22 protein-coding genes and 1 tRNA gene are annotated in these 26,594 nt (G+C 31.9%); 18 read left to right on the top strand and 5 right to left on the bottom strand.

Annotated features, from left to right (window positions below):
• The first annotated feature begins 27 nt into the window (after positions 1 to 27).
• The 13 genes from sprA (at position 28) to ABI549_RS07150 (ending at position 16,354) form a co-directional block, all read left to right on the top strand.
• On the top strand, positions 28 to 7,221 hold the full coding sequence (gene sprA, locus ABI549_RS07210) for a cell surface protein SprA (RefSeq protein ID WP_348075786.1): 7,194 nt from the start codon (positions 28 to 30) through the stop codon (positions 7,219 to 7,221).
• Between the two features lie 67 nt (positions 7,222 to 7,288).
• Positions 7,289 to 7,669: a glycine cleavage system protein GcvH gene (gene gcvH / locus ABI549_RS07205; RefSeq protein ID WP_348075785.1), complete on the top strand. Its 381-nt coding sequence runs from the start codon at positions 7,289 to 7,291 to the stop codon at positions 7,667 to 7,669.
• On the top strand, positions 7,641 to 8,048 hold the full coding sequence (locus ABI549_RS07200) for a VanZ family protein (RefSeq protein ID WP_348075784.1): 408 nt from the start codon (positions 7,641 to 7,643) through the stop codon (positions 8,046 to 8,048). Before gcvH ends, ABI549_RS07200 begins: the two co-directional genes overlap by 29 nt.
• A 68-nt stretch (positions 8,049 to 8,116) precedes the next feature.
• Positions 8,117 to 8,860, top strand: coding sequence for a deoxyribose-phosphate aldolase (gene deoC / locus ABI549_RS07195; RefSeq protein WP_348075783.1), 744 nt, complete (start codon positions 8,117 to 8,119; stop codon positions 8,858 to 8,860).
• Between the two features lie 10 nt (positions 8,861 to 8,870).
• Positions 8,871 to 11,015 carry a gliding motility protein RemB gene (locus ABI549_RS07190; RefSeq protein WP_348075782.1) on the top strand — a complete coding sequence of 715 codons (2,145 nt, stop codon included), beginning with the start codon at positions 8,871 to 8,873 and terminating at the stop codon, positions 11,013 to 11,015.
• Positions 11,016 to 11,168: 153 nt separating this feature from the next.
• Entirely contained in the window at positions 11,169 to 12,071 is a 903-nt protein-coding gene (cyoE, locus tag ABI549_RS07185; RefSeq protein WP_348075781.1) for a heme o synthase, read from the top strand.
• Positions 12,072 to 12,076: 5 nt separating this feature from the next.
• On the top strand, positions 12,077 to 12,661 hold the full coding sequence (locus ABI549_RS07180; RefSeq protein ID WP_348075780.1) for a cytochrome c oxidase subunit 3: 585 nt from the start codon (positions 12,077 to 12,079) through the stop codon (positions 12,659 to 12,661).
• A 40-nt stretch (positions 12,662 to 12,701) separates the two neighbouring features.
• Positions 12,702 to 13,709 carry a cytochrome c oxidase subunit 3 gene (locus ABI549_RS07175; RefSeq protein ID WP_348075779.1) on the top strand — a complete coding sequence of 336 codons (1,008 nt, stop codon included), beginning with the start codon at positions 12,702 to 12,704 and terminating at the stop codon, positions 13,707 to 13,709.
• A 26-nt stretch (positions 13,710 to 13,735) separates the two neighbouring features.
• Positions 13,736 to 14,086, top strand: a complete 351-nt coding sequence (locus ABI549_RS07170) for a cytochrome C oxidase subunit IV family protein (RefSeq protein ID WP_348075778.1) — start codon at positions 13,736 to 13,738, stop codon at positions 14,084 to 14,086.
• A gap of 78 nt (positions 14,087 to 14,164) precedes the next feature.
• Entirely contained in the window at positions 14,165 to 14,839 is a 675-nt protein-coding gene (locus tag ABI549_RS07165; RefSeq protein WP_348075777.1) for a hypothetical protein, read from the top strand.
• A gap of 9 nt (positions 14,840 to 14,848) precedes the next feature.
• Positions 14,849 to 15,532 (top strand): SCO family protein, encoded by a 684-nt coding sequence (locus ABI549_RS07160; protein ID WP_348075776.1) that lies wholly within the window; start codon positions 14,849 to 14,851, stop codon positions 15,530 to 15,532.
• Positions 15,533 to 15,534: 2 nt separating this feature from the next.
• Positions 15,535 to 16,077, top strand: a complete 543-nt coding sequence (locus tag ABI549_RS07155) for a DUF420 domain-containing protein (protein WP_348075775.1) — start codon at positions 15,535 to 15,537, stop codon at positions 16,075 to 16,077.
• Positions 16,067 to 16,354, top strand: a complete 288-nt coding sequence (locus ABI549_RS07150; protein WP_348075774.1) for a hypothetical protein — start codon at positions 16,067 to 16,069, stop codon at positions 16,352 to 16,354. The genes ABI549_RS07155 and ABI549_RS07150 overlap by 11 nt, the downstream gene beginning before the upstream one ends.
• On the opposite strand, the gene ABI549_RS07145 is transcribed toward ABI549_RS07150, so the two are convergent.
• Entirely contained in the window at positions 16,355 to 17,749 is a 1,395-nt protein-coding gene (locus ABI549_RS07145; RefSeq protein ID WP_348075773.1) for a DUF4403 family protein, read from the bottom strand.
• Between the two features lie 147 nt (positions 17,750 to 17,896).
• On the opposite strand from ABI549_RS07145, the gene ABI549_RS07140 reads away from it, so the two are divergent.
• From ABI549_RS07140 to ABI549_RS07130, 3 genes are read left to right on the top strand one after another with little or no spacing between them, the layout of a single operon-like run.
• Positions 17,897 to 19,339 (top strand): TolC family protein, encoded by a 1,443-nt coding sequence (locus tag ABI549_RS07140; protein WP_348075772.1) that lies wholly within the window; start codon positions 17,897 to 17,899, stop codon positions 19,337 to 19,339.
• Between the two features lie 6 nt (positions 19,340 to 19,345).
• On the top strand, positions 19,346 to 19,879 hold the full coding sequence (locus ABI549_RS07135; RefSeq protein WP_348075771.1) for a hypothetical protein: 534 nt from the start codon (positions 19,346 to 19,348) through the stop codon (positions 19,877 to 19,879).
• Between the two features lie 9 nt (positions 19,880 to 19,888).
• Complete coding sequence (locus ABI549_RS07130) at positions 19,889 to 21,220, top strand: efflux RND transporter periplasmic adaptor subunit (RefSeq protein ID WP_348075770.1); 1,332 nt, start codon at positions 19,889 to 19,891, stop codon at positions 21,218 to 21,220.
• 53 nt (positions 21,221 to 21,273) lie between these two features.
• On the opposite strand, the gene ABI549_RS07125 is transcribed toward ABI549_RS07130, so the two are convergent.
• The 3 genes from ABI549_RS07125 to ABI549_RS07115 all read right to left on the bottom strand — a co-directional run bounded on the left by ABI549_RS07125 (position 21,274) and on the right by ABI549_RS07115 (position 24,460).
• Positions 21,274 to 22,374, bottom strand: a complete 1,101-nt coding sequence (locus ABI549_RS07125) for a DUF4407 domain-containing protein (protein ID WP_348075769.1) — start codon at positions 22,372 to 22,374, stop codon at positions 21,274 to 21,276.
• Positions 22,375 to 22,508: 134 nt separating this feature from the next.
• Complete coding sequence (locus ABI549_RS07120; protein WP_348075768.1) at positions 22,509 to 23,060, bottom strand: ribosomal RNA adenine dimethylase; 552 nt, start codon at positions 23,058 to 23,060, stop codon at positions 22,509 to 22,511.
• Positions 23,061 to 23,071: 11 nt separating this feature from the next.
• On the bottom strand, positions 23,072 to 24,460 hold the full coding sequence (locus ABI549_RS07115) for a dipeptidase (protein WP_348075767.1): 1,389 nt from the start codon (positions 24,458 to 24,460) through the stop codon (positions 23,072 to 23,074).
• A gap of 175 nt (positions 24,461 to 24,635) precedes the next feature.
• Between ABI549_RS07115 and ABI549_RS07110 the strand changes: the two genes are divergently transcribed.
• Positions 24,636 to 24,717, top strand: a tRNA-Leu gene (locus tag ABI549_RS07110).
• Positions 24,718 to 24,779: 62 nt separating this feature from the next.
• Here ABI549_RS07110 and ABI549_RS07105 read toward each other — a convergent pair.
• On the bottom strand, positions 24,780 to 25,784 hold the full coding sequence (locus ABI549_RS07105) for a TlpA disulfide reductase family protein (RefSeq protein WP_348075766.1): 1,005 nt from the start codon (positions 25,782 to 25,784) through the stop codon (positions 24,780 to 24,782).
• A gap of 124 nt (positions 25,785 to 25,908) precedes the next feature.
• Here ABI549_RS07105 and ABI549_RS07100 point away from each other — a divergent pair.
• Positions 25,909 to 26,594 (top strand): amino acid--tRNA ligase-related protein (locus ABI549_RS07100; RefSeq protein WP_348075765.1); only part of this gene is annotated, 686 nt, incomplete at its 3' end.

The raw sequence follows: 26,594 nt of genomic DNA, 5'->3' as shown, positions 1-26,594 counted from the left end.
AATTCATTTTTTAGAAACAGTGTTTTTATGCTGGTTTTTTTTGTTTCAATTACTGTTAATGCACAAGTTGTTACAGATCCACAAGATACAGTTAAGGGTTATGACGCAGGAAGTATACAACTGCCAAATCCAAATAGTATTTTAGAAGCATATTCCTATGATCCAGTTACAGATAGGTATATTTACACTAAAACATTTGAAGGGTTCAATATAAATTTTCCAATTGTTTTAACGCCAAAAGAATATCAAGAATTAATTTCTAGGGAATCGATGCGGGAGTATTTTCAAAAAAAATCTGATGCAATCGATGGGAAAAAAGCAGCTAGTAAAGATGCTAAAAAAGATTTATTACCAAGATATTATATTAACTCAGGGTTTTTTGAAACTATTTTTGGAAGTAATACTATCGATGTGAAACCTACAGGGACAGTCGAGGTCGATTTAGGAATGCGTTATTCTAAACAAGACAACCCTTCTTTTTCACCAAGAAATAGGAAAAGTACTACTTTCGATTTCGATCAAAGAATCAGCTTAAGTTTGCTCGGAAAAGTTGGAACAAGACTAAAAGTAAATGCAAATTATGATACTCAATCTACTTTTGCGTTTCAAAACTTAATAAAATTAGAATACACACCAACTGAGGATGATATTCTTCAAAAAATAGAAGTTGGTAATGTAAGTATGCCTCTAAATAGTACTCTAATAAGAGGTGCTCAGAGTTTGTTTGGAGTTAAAGCGCAATTTAAATTCGGAAAAACAACTGTCACAGGAATATATTCTGAACAAAAATCTCAAACTAAAACCGTTACATCAGAAGGAGGAGGTGCAATTCAGGAATTTAATCTCTTCGGATTAGATTATGATGTAGATAGACACTTTTTTCTATCACAGTATTTTAGAAATAAATATGATTCGGCACTTAGGAATTATCCAGTTATCGATTCTAGAGTCCAAATTACTAGAATGGAAGTATGGATTACAAATAGGCAAAACCGAGTAAATACCTCTTCTGAAGGGAACAATTTAAGAAATATTGTTGCTTTACAAGATTTAGGAGAAGCAAGACTTACTGGTTTTACTGATGCTGAAATTGTTGGAATAACACCTCCAATAACATTTTTTAATACTCCAGCAGATACGCCATCGGATAATAAAAACAATAATTTTGACCCTACAAAAATAGCTATTGGTAATAGTAATTTAAATACATTAATTAGAGAAATTGCAACTGCTGGTCAGGGTTTTAGTGGAGTCGCTCCAGTACCATCTGAAGGAACTGATTATGCTAAATTAGAAAATGCAAGAAAATTAACACCTAGCGAGTATACATTTAATACCCAATTGGGGTACTTGTCATTAAATCAAAGATTATCTAATGATGAGGTTCTAGCTGTTGCATATCAATATACAATTGGAGATGAAGTGTACCAAGTAGGAGAGTTTGGGACAGATGGTGTAGATGCAACTAATGTAAATTCAACAGGAGTTCCTACTACCCAAAGTTTAATTCTTAAGATGCTAAAAGGAAATTTAGCAAGCGTAACCAAGCCAGCATGGAATTTGATGATGAAGAATATTTATCAAATACCAGGAGCATATCAGTTAAGTGCTAAAGATTTTAAATTTAATATCTTATATTCTGATCCATCACCACTAAATTATATAGAACTAGTTGGGCCATCATTACCAAGTCCTCAAGATTTAGTAACTAGAACGCCTTTGCTAAAAGTATTTAATGTAGATAGATTAGATTATAACAACGACCCACAAAATAACGCAAATGGAACCGCAGGAGATGGTTTTTTCGATTTTATTCAAGGCTTAACAGTCGATACTCAAAATGGTAGAATAATATTTACAACGGTTGAACCTTTTGGAAAACATTTGTTTAATAAACTGCGTTCAAATTTAGTTGAAAACTATAATGGAGATCCAAATTCACTTATAGATTATAATGCGAATCAGAAAAAATACGTTTTCTCAAGTCTATATCGTAAAACTCAAGCTCAAGCTTTACAGGAAAGCGAAAAGAATAAGTTTCAACTTAAAGGAAAATTCAAATCTACTGGAGGAGAAGGAATTTCTTTGGGAGCTGCAAATGTGCCTCGTGGTTCGGTTGTGGTTACTGCAGGAGGAAGGGTTTTACAAGAAGGAATAGATTATAGTGTAAATTATCAAGCAGGACGGGTACAAATCCTAGATCCGTCATTACAAGCTTCGGGAACTCCCATTAATGTTTCGGTCGAAAACAATTCGGTTTTTGGTCAGCAAACTAGAAGATTTATGGGTGTAAATGTTGAACATAAGTTTTCAGATAAGTTTCAGATAGGGGCTACATTGTTAAAAATGACAGAAAGACCATTCACTCAAAAAACAAATTATGGTCAAGAATCTATAAATAACACAATCTTTGGTGCAAATGGAAATTTTTCTACCGAAGTGCCTTTTTTTACAAGATTAGTTAATAAGTTACCTAATTTAGATACTGATGTTCCTTCTAATTTATCATTTAGAGGAGAAGTCGCTTTTCTAAAACCAGGAACATCTAAAACAGATCAATTTCAGGGAGAAGCAACAGTATATGTTGATGATTTTGAAGGTTCTCAATCTACAATAGATATGAAATCTCCTTTTGCTTGGAGTTTGTCTAGTTCACCAGTAGGATTTGGCGGAGAAGTAGCAGAAAATAATTTAGCATACAATGACAAGCGTGCAAAAATGTCTTGGTATTCTATCGATCCAACTTTTTACACAAGTCAGAGACCAGCAGGAATAGATGATAATGACGTTTCTCGAAATAATACAAGAAGAGTTTACAGCTCAGAATTATATCCAAATACTGATATTGCAGTAGGAGAAACTACTGTTGTCCCTACATTAGACATGACTTATTATCCTGCCGATCGTGGACCATATAACTTTAACCCATTAGCAGTAGGCAATACTTTACCAACACCTCAAAATAATTTTGGAGGAATTATGCGTTCTATCTCTTCTACAAATTTTGAACAATCAAATGTAGAATATATTCAGTTTTGGATGTTAGATCCTTATTTTGGAACGGCAAGCGATACAAATTCTGCAAATGTTGGGAAATTGACATTTAATTTAGGTGAAATTTCAGAAGATGTTTTGAAAGACGGACGAAAATCATACGAAAATGGATTGCCAGCTGGTGGTGCTAATTCAAATGTAATAAATACAGCTTGGGGTAAAGTTCCAGCATCACAATCATTAATCTATGCTTTCGACACAGATGAAGCTAATCGAGCACAGCAAGATGTTGGTCTTAACGGATTATCAGATGCCGAAGAAAATGCTAAATATCCAGCTTTTGCAGGGTCAGATCCGGCACAAGATAATTATCAATATTTTCTTAGCGCTTCTGGTTCTATTACCGATAGATATAAAAATTATAATGGTTTACAAGGTAATTCACCAGTAAATGTTTCGGATACTAATAGAGGTTCTACTACAACACCAGACGTAGAAGATATTAATAGAGACAATACGATGAATACTATTGATGCTTATTATAAATTTACGGTAGATGTCAAGCCAGGATTATCATTAGGAGATCAATATGTTTCTGATGTAAGAGAAACTCAAGTTACACTCCCAAACGGGAATACAACGCAGGCAAGATGGGTACAGTTTAAAATTCCAATTTTAGAAGCAACAGCTGCAAATATTGAAGGTGGAATTTCAGATTTTAAGTCTATTCGTTTTATGCGTATGTTTATGTCGGGATTTTCAGATAAAGTTACAGTTCGTTTAGGAGCTTTAGATCTAGTAAGAGGAGAATGGAGAAGATATAATAATACACTCCAAGCTTTAGATATCGATCCAACTGACGATCCAACAGGTTTTGATGTAACTGCTGTAAATATAGAAGAAAATAGTAGCAGATCGCCCATAAGATATGTATCACCTCCAGGTGTGCAACGAGAGCAATTATATAATAATAATTCAGTAATTCAGCAGAATGAACAATCACTTTCACTAAAAGTTTATGATAAAGGGAACCCACAATCTGGAACAAAAGGATTAGAAGCAGGAGATTCTAGAGCAGTTTTTAAGAATGTGGATGTAGATATGCGTCAGTACAAAAAACTAAAAATGTTTCTTCATGCTGAATCATTAAGAAGGACATCTGCAGGCTTTCCAAATGGAGAAAACACACCTATTCAAGACAATGAAATGGTTGCGTTTATCCGTTTTGGGAATGATTTTACAAACAATTTTTATCAAATAGAAATACCATTAAAAGTTACTCAAGAAAATGCAGTATCAGCTTCCGAAATTTGGCCAGTAGAAAATGAAATCGATTTACAAACCGCTTTGTTAACTCAACTTAAAATTTTAAACTTAAAAGGGACTCAGCCTGTTGATGCAAATGGTATTTTCTTTCAAGATGCAGTTGCATTAGATCCTTCAGCAAAAGCAGGAATGAGAATTGGTATTAAAGGAAACCCAAACTTTGGTTATGTAAGAACATTGATGATGGGTGTTAAAAATCCTTCTACGGTTATAAATTCACATAATCGAGGAGAAGTTTGGTTTAATGAACTTCGCCTTGCCGATACGGATAACAAAGGTGGTATGGCAGCTATTGCAAGTCTAGATACCAATCTTGCCGATTTTATGACACTTTCTGCAACAGGGAGAATGAATACCATAGGTTTTGGTTCTTTAGAACAAAGTCCAAACGAACGTAGTCGTGAAGATACTAAACAATATGATATTGTTACAAATATGAACTTGGGTAAATTATTGCCTAAAAAATGGGGAATAAACTTACCATTTAATTATGGTATCGGAGAGCAGATAATCACACCACAATATGATCCATTTAATCAGGATATTAAGCTAAAACAATTGTTAGATGTAACGACAGATTCTGCTGATAAAGCAGAATTTAAAGACCGTGCTATCAATTTTACAAAGAGAAAAAGCATCAATTTTATAGGAGTGAGAAAAGATCGTGGAGCAGAGCAAAAACAACATTTTTATGATCCAGAAAACTTAACGGTTTCCTATTCGTATAATTCAGTCGAGCACCATGATTTTGAAATAGAGAATGTAGAAGACAAGCAAGTAAGAACATCTGCAGATTATGCTTTCTCATTTCAGCCAAAACCTATTGAGCCATTCAAAAACACAAAGTTTATGAAGAAAAGTAGTTGTTGGAAAATGTTGAGTGATTTCAATTTTAATTATTTGCCTACTAGTATAAACTTTAGTTCTTCTATTATGCGACAATATAATAAACAACAATATCGACAAATTGATGTACAGGGAATTGGATTAGATCCTTTGTATAAACGTAATAATATGTTTAATTATAATTATGGTTTTAATTATAATTTAACTAAAACTTTGCGAGTTAATTATACAGCAACAACAGCGAATTTAGTTAGAAATTATTTAGATGCAAATAACAATCCTATCGATGATTTTACAATTTGGGATGATTACTGGAACATAGGTACGCCAAATCAACATTCACAGCAATTAACTGCTAATTATGAATTACCTATAAACAAAATTCCAGTATTGGCATTTATAAAATCTGATTATACTTATACAGGGGATTATTCTTGGCAAAGAGCGTCTTTAGCATTACAAGCTTTTGATGATGGTGCAGGAAATATTTACGATTTAGGAAATACAATCCAGAATGCAAATTCACACAAGCTGAATACAGCATTTAATATGGATGCTTTTTATAAATATATTGGACTAACAAAAGGAATAAAACAAAAACAAGCTCCAAAAACGCCAGTTACGCCAACTGCTCCACCAAAACCAGGAGAAAAAGTAGTTGCAAAACCAAAAATTAAAGAGGTAAAACCTAACGTTTTTCTAGACGGACTAATAGGCTTAGCGACTAGTATAAAAAATATTCAAATAAATTATAATGAGACTAGTGGTACAATGCTTCCTGGGTATTTGCCATCAATTGGGTTTTTAGGCTCGTCTAAGCCAACATTAGGATTTGTATTTGGTTTACAAGATGATGTGCGTTTTGAAGCAGCGAAGAATGGTTGGTTAACAAATTATCCTGAGTTTAATCAGAATTTTACACAAGTAAAAACAAAGCATATTACGGCAAATGCAAATATCGAATTATTTCCAGATCTAAAAATAGATTTAATTGCTGATAGAACTTATTCAGATAATTTTTCAGAACAATTTGATGTAAGTGGTGGTAATTATAATTCACATTCTCCTTATAATTATGGAAATTTTTCGATTTCAACAGTTTTAATTAAAACAGCTTTTTCTCCAAGTGATGAAGTAACATCAACAGCATTTGATAATTTTAGACAAAATAGACTTGTAGTAGCAGATAGATTGGCTACAATTTCTTACGGAACAGCAGAATTTCCTAGAGTTACAGACGTTAATAACCCAAATTATGGATTTCCAATAGGTTTTGGAAAAAATAATCAAGCAGTTTTATTGCCTTCATTCTTAGCAGCTTATACTGGGGGTGATGCTTCTGGAGTTTCATTGGGAGCGTTTAAAAATATTCCAATTCCTAACTGGACCGTAAAATATACAGGACTAATGAGGTACAAATTCTTTAAAGATAAATTTAAAAGATTTTCTGTACAACATGCCTACAAAGCGGCATATACAATGAACTCTTTCCGTTCTAATTTTAAATATACAGACCCGGCTTCTACTGATACAGGTGGTAATTTTGAAAACAAAAATATTATTGGTAATGTTAATTTAACAGAACAATTTAGTCCGTTAGTCAGACTAGATTTTGAAATGAAAAGTTCTATAAAAATTCTTGCCGAAATGAAAAAAGATAGAACAATGTCATTAAGTTTCGATAATAATTTACTAACTGAATTAAAAGGAGTCGAATATGTTGTTGGATTAGGATATCGTATAAAAGATGTGCAAATAAAATCTCGATTAGCCGACAACGCAACAGGGCTAATAAAGAGCGATGTAAATATTAGAGCTGATGTTTCGTTTAGAAATAACAAAACAATAGTTAGAAACTTAGATTACAATAATAACCAATTGGCAGGAGGGCAAAACATCGTGTCTTCTAAGCTAACTGCAGATTATGCTTTTAGTAAAAACTTAACGACACTTTTCTTTTTCGATTACACATTCTCTAAAGCGGTTATTTCAACATCATTTCCACTAACCACTATTCGTGGGGGATTTACAATTAGATACAACTTTGGAAATTAATTATTAAAAAATAAGATTATTACAGTAATAATTTTACTTTTGTTTCAAATTAAAACTAAATAATAAAATGAACATACCAGCTAATTTAAAGTACACAAAAGACCACGAATGGATAAGTATTGATGGAGACATTGCTACAGTAGGAATTACCGATTTTGCTCAGAAAGAATTGGGAGATATTGTATATGTTGAAGTAGAGACACTAGATCAAAAACTAGCACAAGATGAAGTTTTTGGGACTGTTGAAGCTGTAAAAACAGTGTCAGATCTATTTTTGCCGCTTTCTGGCGAAATAATCGAATTTAATGAAGCACTAGAAGTAACGCCAGAAGTTGTAAATTCAGATCCTTATGGGGAAGCTTGGATGATTAAGGTGAAGATTTCTAATCCATCTGAAATTGAAAATTTACTTTCTAGTGATGATTATAAAAAACTTATTGGCGCCTAATAAAAATGCATTTTGGGTTGCGTTTTTTTGGACTTTACTAATACTTTATTTAAGTTTAAAAAAGACAATAGACGTCCCGAAATTTAGTTTTCCAAACGAAGATAAAATAGTTCATTTTACCTTCTATTTAGGTTTCGTTATACTGTGGTATAGATATTTGTTGTTAAGAAATAGTATTTTGCTAAACAATAAAATTGCATTGGTAATCATTTCAATTTTTTTTGGAATTGCTGTCGAATTTGCACAAAAATACCTAACAACAACACGACAAGCAGATATTTGGGATGTTGTAGCCAATAGTATAGGAACTTTAGTTGGGATTTTTGTAGCAACAAAGCTCTTTAAAGAAAATAAAACATCAAAAGTGTTAGATAATTAAAAGTTGAAGAAAAACATCCCATTTCGATGGGATTTTTCTATTTTTATACCTTCAAAATCTCAAGTTAAATGATTATCAAGCAATATCTAGATTCTACCTACTTAAAAACAGCAGCACAAGCTAATTTGTCTGAAATTGAAAACACTAAAGTGGTCGAAAATTTCATTCATGAAGCTATTGTCGAGGAATTTAAATTGGTTATGATTCGTCCTGACAAGGTCCAGTTGGCTAAAAAAATGATTAATAAGACCAATTCTAAAGTTTTAATAGGAACCGTTATAGATTTTCCAGAAGGAAATTCTAGCTTAGACAAAAAACTGGAAGAAGCGCAAGAAGCTATAAACAATCATGCTGACGAACTTGATTTTGTAATAAATTACGAAGCTTTCAAAAAAGGTGAAACAGCATTGATAAAACAAGAAATTATTGCTTGTACTCAATTGGGATTATCACATAAGAAAGTAGTAAAATTTATTATTGAAGTAGCCGCACTTACAAATCATCAAATTATTCAGATTTCGGTATTAATAAAAAACACAATTATTGCGAATTTTAAAGAAGAGCATTTTGCACATATATTTGTAAAATCATCGACAGGTTTTTATAAAACGGAAGATAATTTGCCAAACGGAGCTACAATTCCTACAATTATTTTAATGTTAGAAAACTCAAATCCGCTTCCAGTAAAAGCAGCTGGTGGCGTGAGAACGTTAGAGGAAGCTTTGGCAATGATTAGATTGGGTGTAAAAAGAATAGGAACATCGGCAGCGAAGACCATTGCAGACGGAAATGTTTCTACAGGAAATTATTAAAAAAAATAAAATGAAAAAATACCTTTTACTAATTACAGCTTTTTTCTTAGCCCAAAATTTATTTTCGCAAGTAAGCAACCAAGAAAAGTTCCCTGTTTTCCCAGCTTGTTCAAACACAATGAATCAGGAATTGGAAACTTGTTTTTATAATCAACTACAAGACTTTTTTTTTAATAATTTTCAATTGCCAGAAGTAGCAAAACAAAATAATTTCAAAGGTAAAATAATTACGTTGTTTGAAGTTGATAGTACAGGAACATTCAAAGTTTTGTATACAGATGCGATGTATTCGGAACTAATAACCGAAACTAAAAGAGTTTTTTCGGCTTTGCCAAAAATTACGCCGCCAACTTATAACGGGAAGCCAACATATGCAAAATATACATTTACAATAGCAATTCCTTTGCAAAGTGCGGCGCAAATTGCACAAGAAAAATTATTGCAAGAAAACAAAATTGCAAATTCAACATCGGTTTTAGCAAACAAAGAAAATCCAGAATATGAGTCGGTAAAACTAAACTATAAAGAATTTAAGAATCCTCAATTCAAAAGTCATCTTAATATTCCTTTCTCACATAATTTGTATACGAATTTTGATGCAGAGATGAATCAAGTCGGGACTAATAATCATACAGCCTCAAAACCATATACTTATTCTGAGGTGGCAAAATATCATAATTTTGATGAAGCTTATAATGCAATCAAAATAAATAAAGAAGGTTGGTGGGGACGAAAATTATTTAACGAAAATTTAGTTGCCATACAAGGGGAAGATTATTGGTTTACACTAAATCCTATTTTCGATTTGCGTATGGGAAAAAGTAACCCAAGTACCGAAGATTATACCTATGTAAACACACGTGGTTTGCAGATACAAGGCGGATTGGGGGAACAATTAGACTTTACAACAACCATTTACGAAAGTCAAGGTTTTTTTGCAGATTATTATAACAGATATGCAGAATCGTTGAGACCAGACAGTAACTATCTTACAACGACTCCTAATACTGGAAATCCAGCTATTATTCCAGGAATAGGTATTGCAAAAGATTTTAAAACTACGAAATATGATTTTCCTTCTGCCGATGCGAATATTACTTACACGCCAAATAAGCATCTTAATTTGCAATTGGGTTACAGCCGAAATTTTATAGGTGACGGTTATCGTTCTTTGTTGGAAGGTGATGGAGCGAGTCCATATCCATTTTTCAAAATAAATACTACATTCTGGAAAATAAAATACACCAATACTTACATGTGGCTTAAAGATGTTCGTAAAGATGTTGTTTTAGATAGGACATATGCTACAAAATATATGGCCAATCATTATTTGAGTTGGAATGCTTCAAAGAGGTTAAATATTGGTTTTTTTGAATCGGTAATTTGGACAAATGACAACAATCGTGGCTTTGATCTTAATTTTGTAAACCCAATTATTTTTTATCGTTCGGTTGAATTTTCTTCGTCTGCAAGAAGCGGAAATGCCGTTTTAGGAATTACTTCTAAATATAAATGGAATAATAATATTAATTTATACGGACAATTCTTGCTCGACGAATTCTCGCTTGGTGATGTGAAGTCTGGAGAAAAAAGCTGGAAAAATAAATATGGTTATCAGTTGGGAGCGAAATATTTTAATGCTTTTGGTGTAAAAAATTTATACCTGCAAGCAGAATATAATCATGTTCGTCCTTATGTATATGCGCATAGCAATCCAATTACAAATTATGGGCACAATAATCAAAGTATGGGTCACAACTGGGGATCTAATTTTAAAGAGCTAACGGGAATTATGCGTTTCAATAAAAAGAGATTGTTTGCAGATGCAAAAATAAGTGTAGGAATTCGTGGTTTCGATTTTGATACAGCAACTGATGCAAAAAATTACGGCTCTAATATTTATAAAGACTACGATTTAGATAGGGCTTATGAAAAAGAAGTTTCTGTGGGGCAAGGAAATAAAACGAATGTTTTTATTGCTGATATTCAGGCGGGATACTTATTAAACCCAAGTACAAATTTAAAACTCTTTGGTAATTTAATTTACAGAAACTTTTCGCCACAAGTAAATACAACGACAACATTCAAAGAGAGTACCACTTGGTTTTCGATAGGATTGCGTGCCGATGTGTTTAACTGGTATTTGGATTACTAAGTTCAATTACGAATTAGGAATTAAAAATTACGCCCGATATAAAAGAAATATAAAAAAGCATCTTGCTTTTTTATATTTCAAACAATCAATATCAAACGTAATTCGTAATTAATTATTACCTTTGCAAAGTTTTAAAAAATAAATATTTCTGCCTTGAGCGCAACAAATACATTTCCTTCCATAAAATCTATCTTTAACGATTTCAAAGAAATTACCAAAGCTGGTTTGGCTATTAGCGTAGTTTTTTCTTCATTGGCGGGATACTTGCTTGGAATTCATGAGTTTAATCTTACTACTGTTTATGTTTTACTAATGCTTGCCATTGGTGGGTATTGCATGGTCGGTGCTTCAAATGCTTACAATCAAATCATCGAAAAAGATTTAGATGCCTTGATGGACAGAACTAAAAATCGTCCAATCCCTGCTGGAAGAATGTCTGTAAACACCGCTTTTATAATTGCAACAACATTAACAATAATAGGTCTAGCGATTTTGTATATGATAAACCCTAAAACAGCAATGTTTGGGGCGATTTCAATATTTTTATACACTTGTCTTTACACACCACTTAAAACAGTAACATCGTTATCGGTTTTTGTAGGTGCTTTTCCTGGAGCAATACCATTTATGTTGGGTTGGGTTGCTGCTACAAATGATTTTGGTATTGAAGCAGGAACACTATTTTTAATTCAATTTTTCTGGCAATTTCCTCATTTTTGGGCAATAGGCTGGTTCTTATTTGAAGATTACAAAAAAGGAGGTTTCTTCATGTTGCCAACAGGAAAAAGAGACAAAGGAACTGCGATGCAAATCATTTTATACACACTTTGGCTTACAGCAGCATCCGTTTTGCCAAGTTTTGGTTACACGGGGAGATTGTATTTGACTCCAGTTTCGGCTGTAATTGTAGGTTTTTTAGGTTTGTGGATGCTTGTTTATGCTGTCAAATTATACAAAAATAAAACAGATAAATCTGCAAAAACATTAATGTTAGTAAGTGTTGCTTATATATCGCTAATTCAAGTGGTATATATATTAGATAAATTTTTAAGATAATAATTATGGAAGGAATGACTATTCAAGAGCATAACGAAAGAAAAGCAAGATCTTACAAATTGTTGTTGCTTTTTGGGATGATAAGTATGTTTATGGTTTTTGCAGGGCTAACGAGTGCTTACTTGGTAAGTTCATCAAGAAAAGATTGGGTTCACACTATGATTTTGCCACCAGCATTTACTTTTAGTACAATTGTTATTATAATAAGTAGTTTGACTATTTATTTAGCAAAAAAGGCAATTAAAAAAGATGACAGGAAAAAAACAACTTTATTTTTATTAACCACTTTAGGTTTAGGAATAGCTTTTGTTCTTTTGCAATTAAAAGGATTTAGTCAGGTAATAGAAATGGGTTATTTTTTTACAGGAAGTGCGAGTACGGTTACTTCATCTTTTCTGTATGTTTTAACAGTTTTGCACCTAACACATCTTGCAGGAGGTATAATTTCGTTATTAATTATAATTTATAATCATTTTAAACAAAAATACAATTCTACTCAAAGCACTGGTATAGAGCTTGGTGCGATGTTTTGGCATTTTCTAGATATTCTTTGGGTATATTTGTTTTTATTTTTATATTTCGTAAAATAAGAAAATATTGTAAATTTGACAACTTTATAAACACAATTCTATGGCAACGACAGTTACTACTAGTGCTGAAGGCAAAACTTGGGGCGGCGGAAATGAGCCGATGAATGCTAGTTACGGAAAAATGATGATGTGGTTTTTCATCGTTTCCGATGCATTAACATTCTCAGGATTCTTGGCAGCATACGGTTTTTCAAGATTTAAATTTATCGAAACTTGGCCTTTGGCTGATGAAGTTTTTACACACTTTCCTTTTATGCATGGTGTTTCTGCACCTATGTATTATGTGGCATTTATGACGTTTGTTCTGATTTTTTCATCAGTAACAATGGTTCTAGCAGTAGACGCTGGTCATCAAATGAAAAAAGACAAAGTAGTTCTTTACATGTTTCTTACAATCATTGGAGGTTTTATATTTGTAGGCTCACAAGCTTGGGAATGGAAAAATTTTATCAAAGGGGAATATGGTGCAGTAGAGACTAAAGGAGGTTCTATATTACAATTTGAAAAAGTTGACAAAGAGCTTTCAACAGCTGGTCATATTGTTTACAAAAGAGTAGCACTTGCTGAATTTGCAGCAGATATTCCTACTGAAAGAGTAGAAGATACTAAGAGCAAAGGAATTTGGTTCTTTGGGAACGAGACTTTACCAACTTATTCTGTAGAGGAAGTGGTAGAAGGATTTAAATCACATTCAGATGTGTTAATTCGTACAGAAGTGATTGATCCAAAAACAAAAAGAAAAGTTACTTTAACTCGTGAAGAATCACTAAAAAGAATTGAAGGAACTAGATATGTAGTAGAAGGTGCTAACTTGGTTCGTAATGAATATGGGCAAAAATTATTTGCCGATTTCTTCTTCTTTATTACTGGTTTTCACGGATTTCACGTATTTTCTGGAGTAATGATTAATGTTTTAATTTTCTTTAATGTACTTTTAGGAACTTATGATAAAAGGAAAACATACGAAATGGTCGAAAAAGTAGGTTTATATTGGCACTTTGTCGATTTAGTTTGGGTGTTTGTATTTACATTCTTCTACCTAGTTTAATTTTAATAAGAAAAATATATATTGTTATGTCACACGAACACGTATCAAATGTAGGGAGAATCTGGAAAGTATTCGGATTATTATCAATAATTACAATAGTAGAGGTTATTTTAGGAATTGTTAAACCTGATTTTTTACATTTTAATACTTTTTTAAGTATGAATTTGTTAAACTGGATTTTCATCACATTGACAGTGTATAAAGCATATTGGATTATGTGGGCTTTTATGCACCTAGAAGGAGAAACTGCTTCATTGCGTTGGGCAGTTGTAGGAACAGTTGTGTTCTTAATTATTTATTTAGTATTTATTTTGCTAGTTGAAGCTGATTATATATTCGAAGTTTTTAAAAACGCCACCATTAAATGGAATTTTTAACAACATATTAATTCAAAAAAGAGCTCCTATTACGGGAGCTTTTTTTATTTTTGTACTCAAATAAATTATATTTTACCCATGAGAAATAAATTAGTCCTAATTGTCCTTCTAATACTTCCTGTTTTAATTTATTTAATATTTGCAACAGCAACACATAATTCACTTTTTTTGCCAACCATTTCTAGGAATAACAAAGAATTGCCCAAATGGAAAAGTTTAGATGGTAAGCCAGTTTCTCTATTAAATAAAATTACAGTACTTGGGTTTTTAGGAAATGATGTTTATAAGAATGAAGAAAATTTATTTAATCTGAACCAGAAAATATACGGAAAATATGAAGGTTTTCATGATTTTCAATTGGTAATGATAGTTCAAGAAGGTTCTGAGAAACAAGTGGAAGATTTGTTAGAAAAATTATCCAGATTTTCTGAAGATTTATCAGGCTGGAAATTTGTTTTTGCCAAACCTAATGAGATTCAGTCATATTTTGATTCATTTAAATTACATGACCATCTTAATCAAAACTTTAGCACAACAAAGGTTATTATCATAGATAAAGATAAAAACCACCGCGGAAGAAAAGGAAAAAATAAAGAAGGTAAAAACGAATATAAAGAAAGTTACAATACAAATTCTGCTGCCGATTTGCATAACGATATGTCTGACGATGTAAAAATTATGTTGAGAGAATATCGATTAGCTTTGAAACGCAACAACAAAAGAAAAGATTTCCGTTTACACGAAAGTAGATAATTATTAAATATGAAAAATAAATCATACATAGGTACCGCTTTTATTATTCTAGTTTTTGGAATTTATTTTGTTCCTAAAATTATAGACAGAATAAAAAATAATGATGTAGTAAAAGGCGATAGATTAAATATTGAAGGAACACCAACATCGACTAAAAGTGATTTGATGACTATAGGAAAAGCGCCAATTTTTTCACTCATAAATCAAGATAAAGTAATGATTTCTAACGAAAGTTATAAAGGGAAAGTTTATGTTGTCGAGTTTTTCTTTTCTACTTGCCCATCTATTTGTCCCATTATGAATAGAAATATGAAATTAGTTCAAGAAGCATTTGCTACAAATACTAATTTCGGAATTGCTTCCATAACCATAGATCCAAAAAATGATACGCCCGAAGTCCTAAAAAAACACGCTGAATTAATAAGTGCAAAAGGTATAAATTGGAATTTTCTTACTGGAGATAGAACTAAAATTTTTGAAATTGCAAATAAAGGTTTCAATTTGTTTGTTGGTCAAAATACAAAAATACCTGGAGGATTTGAACATTCCGGATTCTTTGCTTTAATCGATAAAAACGGAAATATTCGTTGCCGAAAAGACGAATTTGGGAATCCGATTATTTATTATGATGGTTTAGAACAAAAAGGAGTAACGGCAATAAAACAAGATATCACTAAATTATTAGCAGAATAAAAATGGAAAATAAGATTTCAGAAAAAAAGTATAATGTTTGGATTACAATATTATCAATAGCAATTCCACTTGTGGTAGCCATTCTATTTAAAGTAAAACTAAGAGATTTAGGTTTCGATGTAAAACCGTTATCTTTTTTACCACCTATTTATGCAACAATTAATGGGATTACAGCCATAGTATTAGTTTGGGCGGTTATTTCTATCAAAAATGGAAAATGGAAGCTACACGAAAATTTAATGAAAACGGCTATCGCACTTTCGGTAGCATTTTTAGCAATGTATGTGGCGTATCACATGACATCTGAAGCTACAAAATACGGAGGAGATGGTGTTTTGAAAGCAGTTTACTTTTTTATCTTAATTACTCATATTACATTGTCTATAGTTACTATTCCATTGGTTTTAGTTACTTATGTTCGTGCCTTGGCAGAAAAATTTGACAAGCACAAAAAAATAGCAAAAATCACTTTTCCTATTTGGTTGTATGTTGCTGTAACTGGTGTGATTGTTTACTTGATGATTTCTCCTTATTATGTTAGCTAGAGTCGAAAGTCAAAAGCCAGCCATAGGAGTAGCAGACCTGAGCGAAGCTAAAGTCAAAAGCCCAAGAACTACCATCCTCACGCTTATTGCTTATTGCTTATTGCCTATTGCTTCAAATGCGCAATGCGCAATGTGCCGTGCTTCGCTAGAAAGCTCAGGAGACGTATCTCAAGCAGAAGCTGTAAATGACGGGATTATATACTTAATGATTATTCCTTATGTTTTAGTCGTTCTTATTGCTTTTGCAGTTTATAGAATGTATAAGAAGAAAAACTAACTACATTCCATTTATATTTACTTTCACATTTCCTGTTATATTCAAAAAAGCAACAATAGCATTATTGGTAAGTTGTACTTTTTCGAAAGTAATGTCGTTTAATTTTCCGTTTACAAAAACGCCAGTCATGGGAGAGTAATTGTTTAAGTATTTTAGAATGTTTTGTTTTCCTTCTTCTAAATTAGGTTGTATAGAATAACGACAATTTTCTCTTATTTTGTTTAATATTAAACCTTGTGCAAACCAATTGGCGGTTTTCATGAGTTTACTTTTGGTTTCTAAGGCGTAATCTAAATTATCAAAAAACAATTCTTTGGTTTCTGCATTATATTGAGGGAAACCAGATAAATAAATGCGTCCGTTTAAGCTTCCAAGCATATCTAATGCAATAACCATTTTGCCTTGTTTGTGCCAGATTTCTACATTTTGAATGGTAACTTTTCGTTTTCCAGAACCAAATTCTTTTCCTTTAAAATTAGCAGTCATTACTCTCGAAGCATCTTGATAAGTAGAAACTGCAGCGATATTTGCCATTACTTTTTCGGGTAAATTAGCAATGGGTTTTAATACCATTTTTTCTTTGGCAAAATTAGGCTTAGGCTTTTGTCCAATATACGACTCCATTAGGCATTTAAGACCAACAGTCATTGAAACGGCATTTTTTTGTAAAGTAGCTTCGGTAGCATATATCTCTTGTGGAGTTACTTTTAGCCAAGTCTGATACGTTGGACTCATCTCAAACGGGATACTTGCTTTTTGCATCATTTCGAGAATATTAGATTTAAAATCAAGTGATTTTTCTAACGATTCATCAATGGTTTTTTCAATTTTATTTCTAAAAATGCGTATAGTTGGATTTACTAAATAAGTAATAGGAATTTCTTTTCCAGCAATGATGATTGTAGGGCTTTCTTGCCATTCAAAATCTTCTAATTCGGTTGTGGTAGTAATTTTCCAATTACTCATTTTTACATCACTCAAGAAAGTAACTGTTCCGTTTAGGTTTAGCTCGCGAGTATCATATAAATTAATTCCCAATGCCGATGTTCCGTATCTGACTTTTGCCCAAATTTTTAGCGGAACAATTGTTTTGAGTTTATTGTTTTCTTCCGAAATTAATATGGGCGCATTCTTCCATATTTTCATTTCGGTTTTATCATCATCAATATTATGGTCGTCATAAATTAATCCAACTAAAGCTTTATTGGCTTGGTTTTCAATGTCTTTTAGTGTCAATGTTACTGGAAAACTAATGTAAGAAGAAGTTACCGGATAAGCTATAGGTGTCGCTTCGTCTGGCTCGGGCTTCATAAGTTCTATTTTTTGAGTTGTCGAGCAACTGGTGTAAAAAACCATTATTATAAAAAATCCAATAATTCGTAAAATGTTTTTCATCAAAAAAAGTAATTTGAACAAATGTAAAATTATTTTTTAATTTTTTTCATCCATTAATTGTAACAAATTGTTAAAGCAGGAGTCTTATTGTAAATTTAATTAGAAAAGATTAAATTCGTTATGCAAAAAACTTCGATATTATATAAAATGCAAAATATAAAAAACTTATTTTTAATAATTACAACATTATTCTGCTCTTTTGTTTCTTTTGGTCAAGCCAAAAAATGGACACTAGAAGAATGTGTAACTTATGCGGTCGAACATAATATTTCGATAAAACAATCTGCTTTAGATAATCAGTTGTCTGATATTTCTAAAAAAGATGCTATAGGAAAATTTCTTCCTTCGATAAATGCACAAGGTTCTCATTCTTGGAATATTGGTTTAAATCAGAATATTACTACAGGTTTGTTGGAAAATCAAACCACACAATTTACTTCGGCTGGATTAAATGTTGGAATAGATATTTATAAAGGTTTGCAAAACCAAAACCAATTGCGAAAAGCAAATCTTAGTAGAATTGCTTCTCAATATCAACTAACAAAAATGCAAGAAGATGTTTCATTAAATGTGGTAAATGCTTATTTGCAAATACTTTTTAATAAAGAAAATCTAAAAGTACAACAACAACAATTAGCTTATGACAACAAACAATTAGAAAGAACTAATGAGCTTGTAGATGCAGGAGTAATCCCTCGTGGAGATTTACTTGATGTGAAAGCGACTGTAGCAACGGATAATCAGAGAATGATTGCTGCCGAAAATGCATTATTTTTATCTAAATTAAGTTTAGCGCAGTTGCTGCAAATAGATGATTTTCAAGAATTTGATATTGCCGATGCAGAGATTCCTGTTCAAGAAAGCACGATTTTAATGCAGGATCCAAAAATAATTTTTGACAAAGCAAAAGAAACTAGAACCGATTTGAAAATTGCTCAAACAAATGTACAAATTGCTGAAAAAAGTGTTCAAATTGCTCGAGGTGCTTATCAGCCAACATTGCAAGGTTTTTATAGTTTTAGTACCCGTGCGGGATATTCAAATAGAGTAGTGGGATTTGTACCAAATACGAGCAATCCAACATCGGTAATTGGCTATGTAGACGGCACAAATCAAGCTGTTTTGCAACCTAATTTTTCTACAGTTTTAGGTAAGCCAGATGCCGTTTTTAATCAGTTTAGTGATAACAAAGGACAAAATTTTGGATTAAATTTAAATATTCCAATTCTTAACGGATTTTCAGTAAGAAATAATGTGGCCCGTTCAAAAATTGCATTAGATCGTTCGAAAATAACATTACAGCAACAAGAATTAGATTTAGAAAGAACAGTCTTTACAGCTTATACCGATACAAAAGGCGCGCAAAAAACGCATGAAGCAGCAGTTTCAACCTTAGAAGCAAGACAGCAAGCATTCAATTATGCTAAAGAAAGATATGAAGTAGGATTGATGAATGTTTTCGATTTCAATCAGGCACAAACTTTATATGTAAATGCCCAATCGGAAGTTTTAAGAACCAAATACGATTATATTTTTAGAACTAAAATTTTAGAATTTTACTTCGGAATTCCAATTATTAAAAAACAATAAATTATCATGAAGATTAAGATATATTTAATGATATTAATTGTTATTGGTTTAAGTTTTTCAACGTATGCCCAAAATCTAAATATTCTAAGAATTGAAAATGGGAAAAATAAGTTTAAAGGGAAATTAACAACAGATCAGTTTGCTAAATTTAAGGTTTTTATTGAAATAACATCAGAATTTAAATTAGTTGATGGGAATAATTTTATAATTAATTATAAACAGCCATTTACTGATTGTTTTTACAATCAGTATGAAAATGATGAAAACTCTAGTATTAAATGGCTTGAAAAAAATGTTTATTCAGGAATTGATATTAAGTTTCCAACTTTAAATCTATTTTATCAGTCTAAGGCTATTGTCGATAAAAAAAGTAAAATAAAATTTGATTTAACAAATTTTATTTATAATAATTTCATGAGACATAATGAACTATGTTTTGGATTATTGATTGTTAATTCATTGGGAGAATATAGGCTTCTAATAGGAGAATATACGTCAAAAGATGTTAGCAAATTTGAAGAAGAATTAAAAATTAATTAAAATATTATCATGACAAAAAAAACAAAATATATTTTACTAGGATTAGTAGTTACCACAGTTGTAGGCGCAATATACCTTAAAAAATCAGGAGCTATAGGAGATAATAACAAAGGTAAAGAGGTGGAAATTGCTGCAATAGCACAACGAACTGTAATCGAAACGGTTTCTGGAACTGGTAAAATTCAACCCGAAATCGAAGTGAAAATTTCATCAGAAGTTTCAGGAGAAATTATTGCTCTTCCAGTAAAAGAAGGACAAACGGTCAAAAAAGGAGATTTATTAGTAAGAGTAAATCCCAAATTATATACACAAGGACTTAATCGTTCACAAGCGGGTTTGTCTAATACTAAAGCTGGTTTGAGTCAAACTGATGCGCAGTTTAAAGAATCAAAAGCCAGTTATGAGAGAAGCAAAAAATTATATGATAAAGGTATAATTTCTAGAGCAGAATGGGACAAATCTGTAGCGACTTATGAAGGTGCTCAGGCAGCAAAGCAAGCGGCATATTATAATGTGCAAAGTGCATCGGCTACAGTAAATGAGTCGAGAGAAAATTTAGGCAAAACAGCTATTTATGCACCAGTTGATGGAACAATTTCTAAACTTGGAGTAGAGTTAGGTGAGCGTGTTTTAGGAACGCAACAAATGACTGGTACAGAAATGATGCGTGTTGCAGATCTAAATAACATGGAGGTTGAAGTCGATGTTAATGAGAATGATATTGTGAAAATTGCAATTGGAGATTCTGCAAAAGTTGAAGTAGATGCTTATTTAAAAAAAGAATTTAGAGGAATTGTAACTAGTATTTCTAATTCTGCAAGTACAGCGCTTTCTGCAGATCAGGTTACAAATTTTAAAGTAAAAGTTAGAATACTTAAAGAATCTTATCAAGACTTAATGGTAGGAAAACCATCGAATTTTTCTCCTTTTCGTCCAGGAATGACAGCAACTGTCGATATTATAACCACCCGTAAAGAAAATATTGTTGCTGTTCCTATTAGTGCTGTTGTAATGAGAACAGATACCACTTCTTCGCGTAAAGAATTTGTTGTAGAAGATAAAAATTCAGATAAAGAAGGTGAAGTGCCAGAGGTAAAAAATGAGAAAAGATATGAATGTGTTTTTGTTAAAGTTGGAGATAAAGTAAAACTTCGTATTGTAACAACAGGAATTCAAGATGATACTTATATAGAGATAATTTCGGGTCTTAAAAAAGGAGAAACTATTGTTACAGGACCTTACACAACGGTTACTAAAGAATTAAATCCTGGTGATGTAGTTTATGTGAAAACTAAAGAGCAGATTGCTGCCGAAAAGAAAAAAGATAATAAAGAGAGCTAACAAATAAAAAAAAGCCGAAAATTGATTTAAATTTTCGGCTTTTTTTTATGCTTTTACATCACATTTTTTTGTTTTTCTAGAAATACATCTGCTTGTAATTCGAGTAATTCCTTCGCTCGTTTTCTCTTATATTCGTACAGTTCTTTTTCATTTCGAATATCATCATAAATCTTATCATAAATATAAGCATCGGTTTGTTTTTGAAGATTTCGTTGGTGAATATTTTGTTCGATATGTGTTTTTAGCGCGGTTTCGTTATCTTCTAATTTATAATCATATTCTCCTTTTGGAGACAACATTTTAGCAATAATTGGAGAGGTTTCAATAGCTAAAAACAAAAGCATAATAAAAAATGAAGGAAGAGATGGTAACTTTCCTAAAGCATTTATTCGTGCCATTAGACCATCAAAACGATCAATAATAGGTTGTGTGTCGGTTACTTTTTTGTCTAAATCAGCTTGTAATAATTTAGATTTTTTCTCTTTTTCGGCAATTTTTACCAAATTATTTTTCTGTAAAGTATCTAATTCTTTTTTTGCTAAATCGTGTTTGGAGATTTTTTCTTTAAAAACTGGACCTTTGCCTAATTTCTTAGTACCAGCAGTTCCTTCGGCTTCTGCTATATAAGTTTCGTAATACGCATTTACTTCTTTTTCTTTTTTAGAAATTTGAGATTTTAAACTATCAATTTCGGATTTATTTTTATCTAAATCAGATTTAAAATAATCAGAAACCTGCTTTTTATTGGCCATTGCCAATTGATTTTTCTCTTTTAGCAGAACTGTGTTTATTTCCTTTTCGAAAATTTTAATTTCTAATGGTTTCGAAATTACAATGGCAATAATCATGGCCAAAATAATCCTTGGCGTTGCTTGTAGAAACTCGTTCCATAATCGATCACGTTTTCTAATAGTAGATACAATAAATCGGTCGAGATTAAAAATAAGAAAAGCCCATACAATTCCGAAAGAAACGGAAGGATAAATACTGTCGAAAACAGTAAAAAGCGCATAACTACTGGCGATAAAAGCCATAATAGCTGTAAAGAAAACCGTGGCTCCAATACCTACATACTTGGTTTGTTCGCCTTCAGAACAAGAGGAAAGTAAATCCCTATCTGCGCCGGAGCACAGAATAAAAAAACGTTTTAACATGATTGATTTTGATTTGATTGATGATGTACAAATTTAACGCCAAAAATCTAAATTCAGTATAAAACGTTGATTTATTTTTTATAAAACCTTAATTATTAAATATTTGCTCTGAAAGCATTTTGTAATTTTCATAGTTATTTGCCACAAGTAAAGACAAATGCTGGGGGAATATTTAGGAAAGTAAAATTTATATCTACTTTCTTAAAAAGTGATTTCAATTTTGATAAGGCGTTTAATGAATATTGAAACTGAATAAATTTTCCTTTTTCTGACAAAACTTCAAAAGAGTTTTTTAAAATATTGTCTACAACTACATCTGGAATCATAGCAAAAGGCAATGAAGAAATAATATAATCTGCTTTTTTCTGATTGTGTAAAAGTAGGTAATGGTCTATTTTTTCTGCGCTATCATTTATAACAATTAATCGAGAATCATTAATAGTCATTAATTCATCATGAAATGCAGGATTAATTTCGAATGTTAATAATATAGCATTAGAAGACATTTTTTCTAATAATTTATGTGTAAAAACGCCAGTTCCCGGGCCAAATTCGACGATGCAATTTGCGGTGTCAAAATGAATTGGCTTTAACATTTTTTTTGCAAGAAAAGAGGAACTTGGCGACAAAGCACCAATGGTTCCTCCTGATTTGAAAACTTCTGAGATAAACTTTTTTTTGCTCAAAGTATTTGTGATTATTTGCTTAATTCTACAAAATACTTGTAAAATAATGGAATGGTTTCAATTCCTTTTAGGTAATTAAAAATTCCGAAATGTTCATTTGGTGAATGAATCGCATCACTATCTAAACCAAATCCCATAAGTATTGTTTTGCTTTTTAGTTCTTTTTCGAACAAAGCTACAATAGGAATACTTCCGCCAGAACGAACTGGAATTGCAGGAACTCCAAAAGTTTCGGTGTAAGCCATGTTTGCTGCTTTGTAACCAATACTGTCTATTGGAGTCACATAACCTTGACCGCCGTGATGTGGTTTTACTTTGACCGTAACTCCAGAAGGGGCAATACTTTCAAAATGTTTGGTAAATAATGTTGTAATATCTTCCCAATCCTGATTAGGAACCAGACGCATCGATATTTTTGCGAAAGCTTGACTCGCAATAACGGTTTTTGCACCTTCGCCAGTGTATCCTCCCCAGATTCCGTTTACGTCTAATGTTGGACGAATGGAGTTTCTTTCGTTAGTAACATATCCTTTCTCTCCGTAAATATCGTTTAAGTCGAGTGCTTTTTTGTAATTATCTAAATTGAATGGTGCTTTTGCCATTTCTGCTCTTTCTTCAAGCGACAATTCTTCTACATTATCATAAAAACTAGGAATAGTAATATGGTTATTTTCGTCATGAAGCGATGCAATCATTTTTGCTAAAACATTGATGGGATTAGCCACTGCGCCACCATATAAACCAGAATGTAAATCTCTATTTGGACCTGTCACTTCTACTTCAACATAACTTAATCCACGTAAACCAGTTGTGATTGACGGTTGTTGGTTAGAAATCATTCCAGTATCAGAAATTAAGATGACATCACATGCTAATTTTTCTTGATTGCGCTCTACAAACCAAGAGAGTGATTTAGAACCTACTTCTTCTTCACCTTCAATCATAAATTTCACGTTGCAAGGTAAATTATTGCTTGCAATCATGTATTCGAATGCCTTAACGTGCATGTACATTTGTCCTTTGTCATCGCAAGATCCACGAGCAAAAATTGCTCCTTCTGGATGAATTTCGGTTGCTTTAATTACAGGTTCAAAAGGGGGAGAGGTCCATAAATCGATAGGATCTGCTGGTTGCACATCATAATGACCGTACACTAAAACTGTTGGTAAGTTTTTATCGATAATGTGTTCGCCAAAGACGATAGGATAACCTGGAGTTTCGCAAATTTCAACCAATTGACAACCTGCTTTTTCGAGACTTATTTTTACTGCTTCAGAAGTTCTAATGACATCTTTAGAGAAAGCAGCATCAGCACTTACTGAAGGGATTTTTAATAATTCTATTAATTCATCTATGAATCGTTGTTTGTTTTCTTGAACGTATTGTTTTATAGTATTCATTCTTTTTTAATTGAAATGTGGTTTTAAAATTAAAATTCTAAAAATCAGCAATTTAAATATTGCATTTTATATTTATGATTGATTTTTAATATTATCAATCAAAAATACAATAAAAAAAATCATAATTCATAATTCATAATTCAAAATTATGTTTATATTTGCACTCACAAATTTCGCGGATATGGTGAAATTGGTAGACATGCCAGACTTAGGATCTGGTGCCGCAAGGCGTGTAGGTTCGAGTCCTATTATCCGCACAAAACCCAACTTTTCAGTTGGGTTTTTTATTTTAAACTAATTTTGAGTTTCTATCTTTTGACTAATTCAAAAGTTTATCAAATACTTCTTGAAGCTCTGGAGATGATGGTCTTTGAGCATCAGCATTTATAATTTTTCCAGCTGGATCAATTAAGATAAATCTAGGTATTCCTGTAATGCCAAGGTTCTTTACAAAATCTGAATTCCAGTTATTGTCAGCAAAAAGTTGTGTTCCTCCTAATTGTTTGTCGCTTACAAATTTTTTCCATTTTTCGAAATCTTTCTGCACATCGATAGAGATACTTACAAATTCGATATTTTTTCCTTGATATTTTTCTTCTACTTTTTGTAAAAAAGGAATTTCTCCACGACAAGGACCACACCAAGTAGCCCAAACATCGATATATACATATTTACCTTTTAGTTCTTCTAGTTTTGTGTTTCCACCTTTATGATTCACATAATCAAATGTGGGCGCGACAGCATTATTTAATTTTTGAACAGCTTTACTTTCGTTATAATAGCGTTGCAATCCTTTAATATTCATTGCAATATTTTTCTTCTGAATTTCGACAAATGTTTTGTCTAATTTTGATTTATCTAAAAATGTTTCCTCAGTTAATTTCTTGTCTTCGGTCATTTTTTTAAATTCGTCTTCATTTAAAGCGACTAATTTTTCAGGAGTAATTTGCCCTTCTTTTATAACGCTTTGAGCTAAATAATTATTTTCGGCAGCCCCATTTCCAGTATAAACGATAGATTCATCAAATTTTTTGGCGTCCATTTTTAATTTTATATCATATCCATTTTTAAGAAATAATTGTGTGTATTCGGTTCCGTCAAAAAATACATAAAAATCTTCTTTTTCAATTTCAACAGCATCTTTAAAAATATCTTTGTCATTAATTTTTATTTCTTTGATGGTTTTGTTTTTATTGTCTTTAATATAAATGACATCGCCATTTCTATTGGCTATTTCAGCTTGAAATTTCACTATATTTTTAGATTGTCCGAAGCTGTAAACAGAACAAAAGGTGAGTAATGTAAATAAAAATAATTTTTTCATGTGTATTGTTTTAATTCATGTGTAGTCAAACTTACAATTATTTGAATTGTTTTAAATATAATTTTCATTTTTTTAACTTTTAACATCAAACAAAATACTATTTTTGCAACCTAAAATTTAGGTAATGTACAGAAGTCATAATTGCGGCGAACTAAACGCTACACACATAAATGCAGAAGTTACACTAGCAGGTTGGGTTCAGAAATCTCGTGATAAAGGTTTTATGAATTGGGTCGATTTGCGTGACCGTTACGGAATTACACAATTAATGTTCGATGAAAGTCGTTCAGACAAAACAGTTTTCGAATTGGCTAAAACTCTGGGTCGTGAATTTGTGATTCAAGTAAAAGGAACTGTTATAGAGCGTGAAGCTAAAAATAAAAATATACCAACAGGTGAAATTGAGATTTTAGTTTCTGAAATGAAGATTCTAAATGCTTCGCTAACACCGCCATTTACAATTGAAGACGAAACCGATGGTGGAGAGGATATTCGTATGAAATACCGTTATCTTGACATTAGAAGAAATCCTGTAAAAAACAGTTTGCTTTTTCGTCATAAAGTAGCGATGGAAGTTCGTAAATATTTATCAGATTTAGATTTTTGCGAAGTAGAAACGCCTTATTTAATCAAGTCAACACCAGAAGGAGCAAGGGATTTTGTTGTTCCGTCTAGAATGAACGAAGGTCAGTTTTATGCTTTGCCACAATCTCCACAAACATTCAAACAATTGTTGATGGTTGGCGGAATGGATAAATATTTTCAAATCGTAAAATGTTTCCGTGACGAAGATTTACGTGCCGATCGTCA

Source organism: Flavobacterium sp. (assembly GCF_039932285.1).
In the GTDB taxonomy this organism is placed as follows: domain Bacteria; phylum Bacteroidota; class Bacteroidia; order Flavobacteriales; family Flavobacteriaceae; genus Flavobacterium.
Note: the sequence above shows the minus strand (reverse complement) of the source record. Positions and strands in the feature narration are given on the sequence as shown.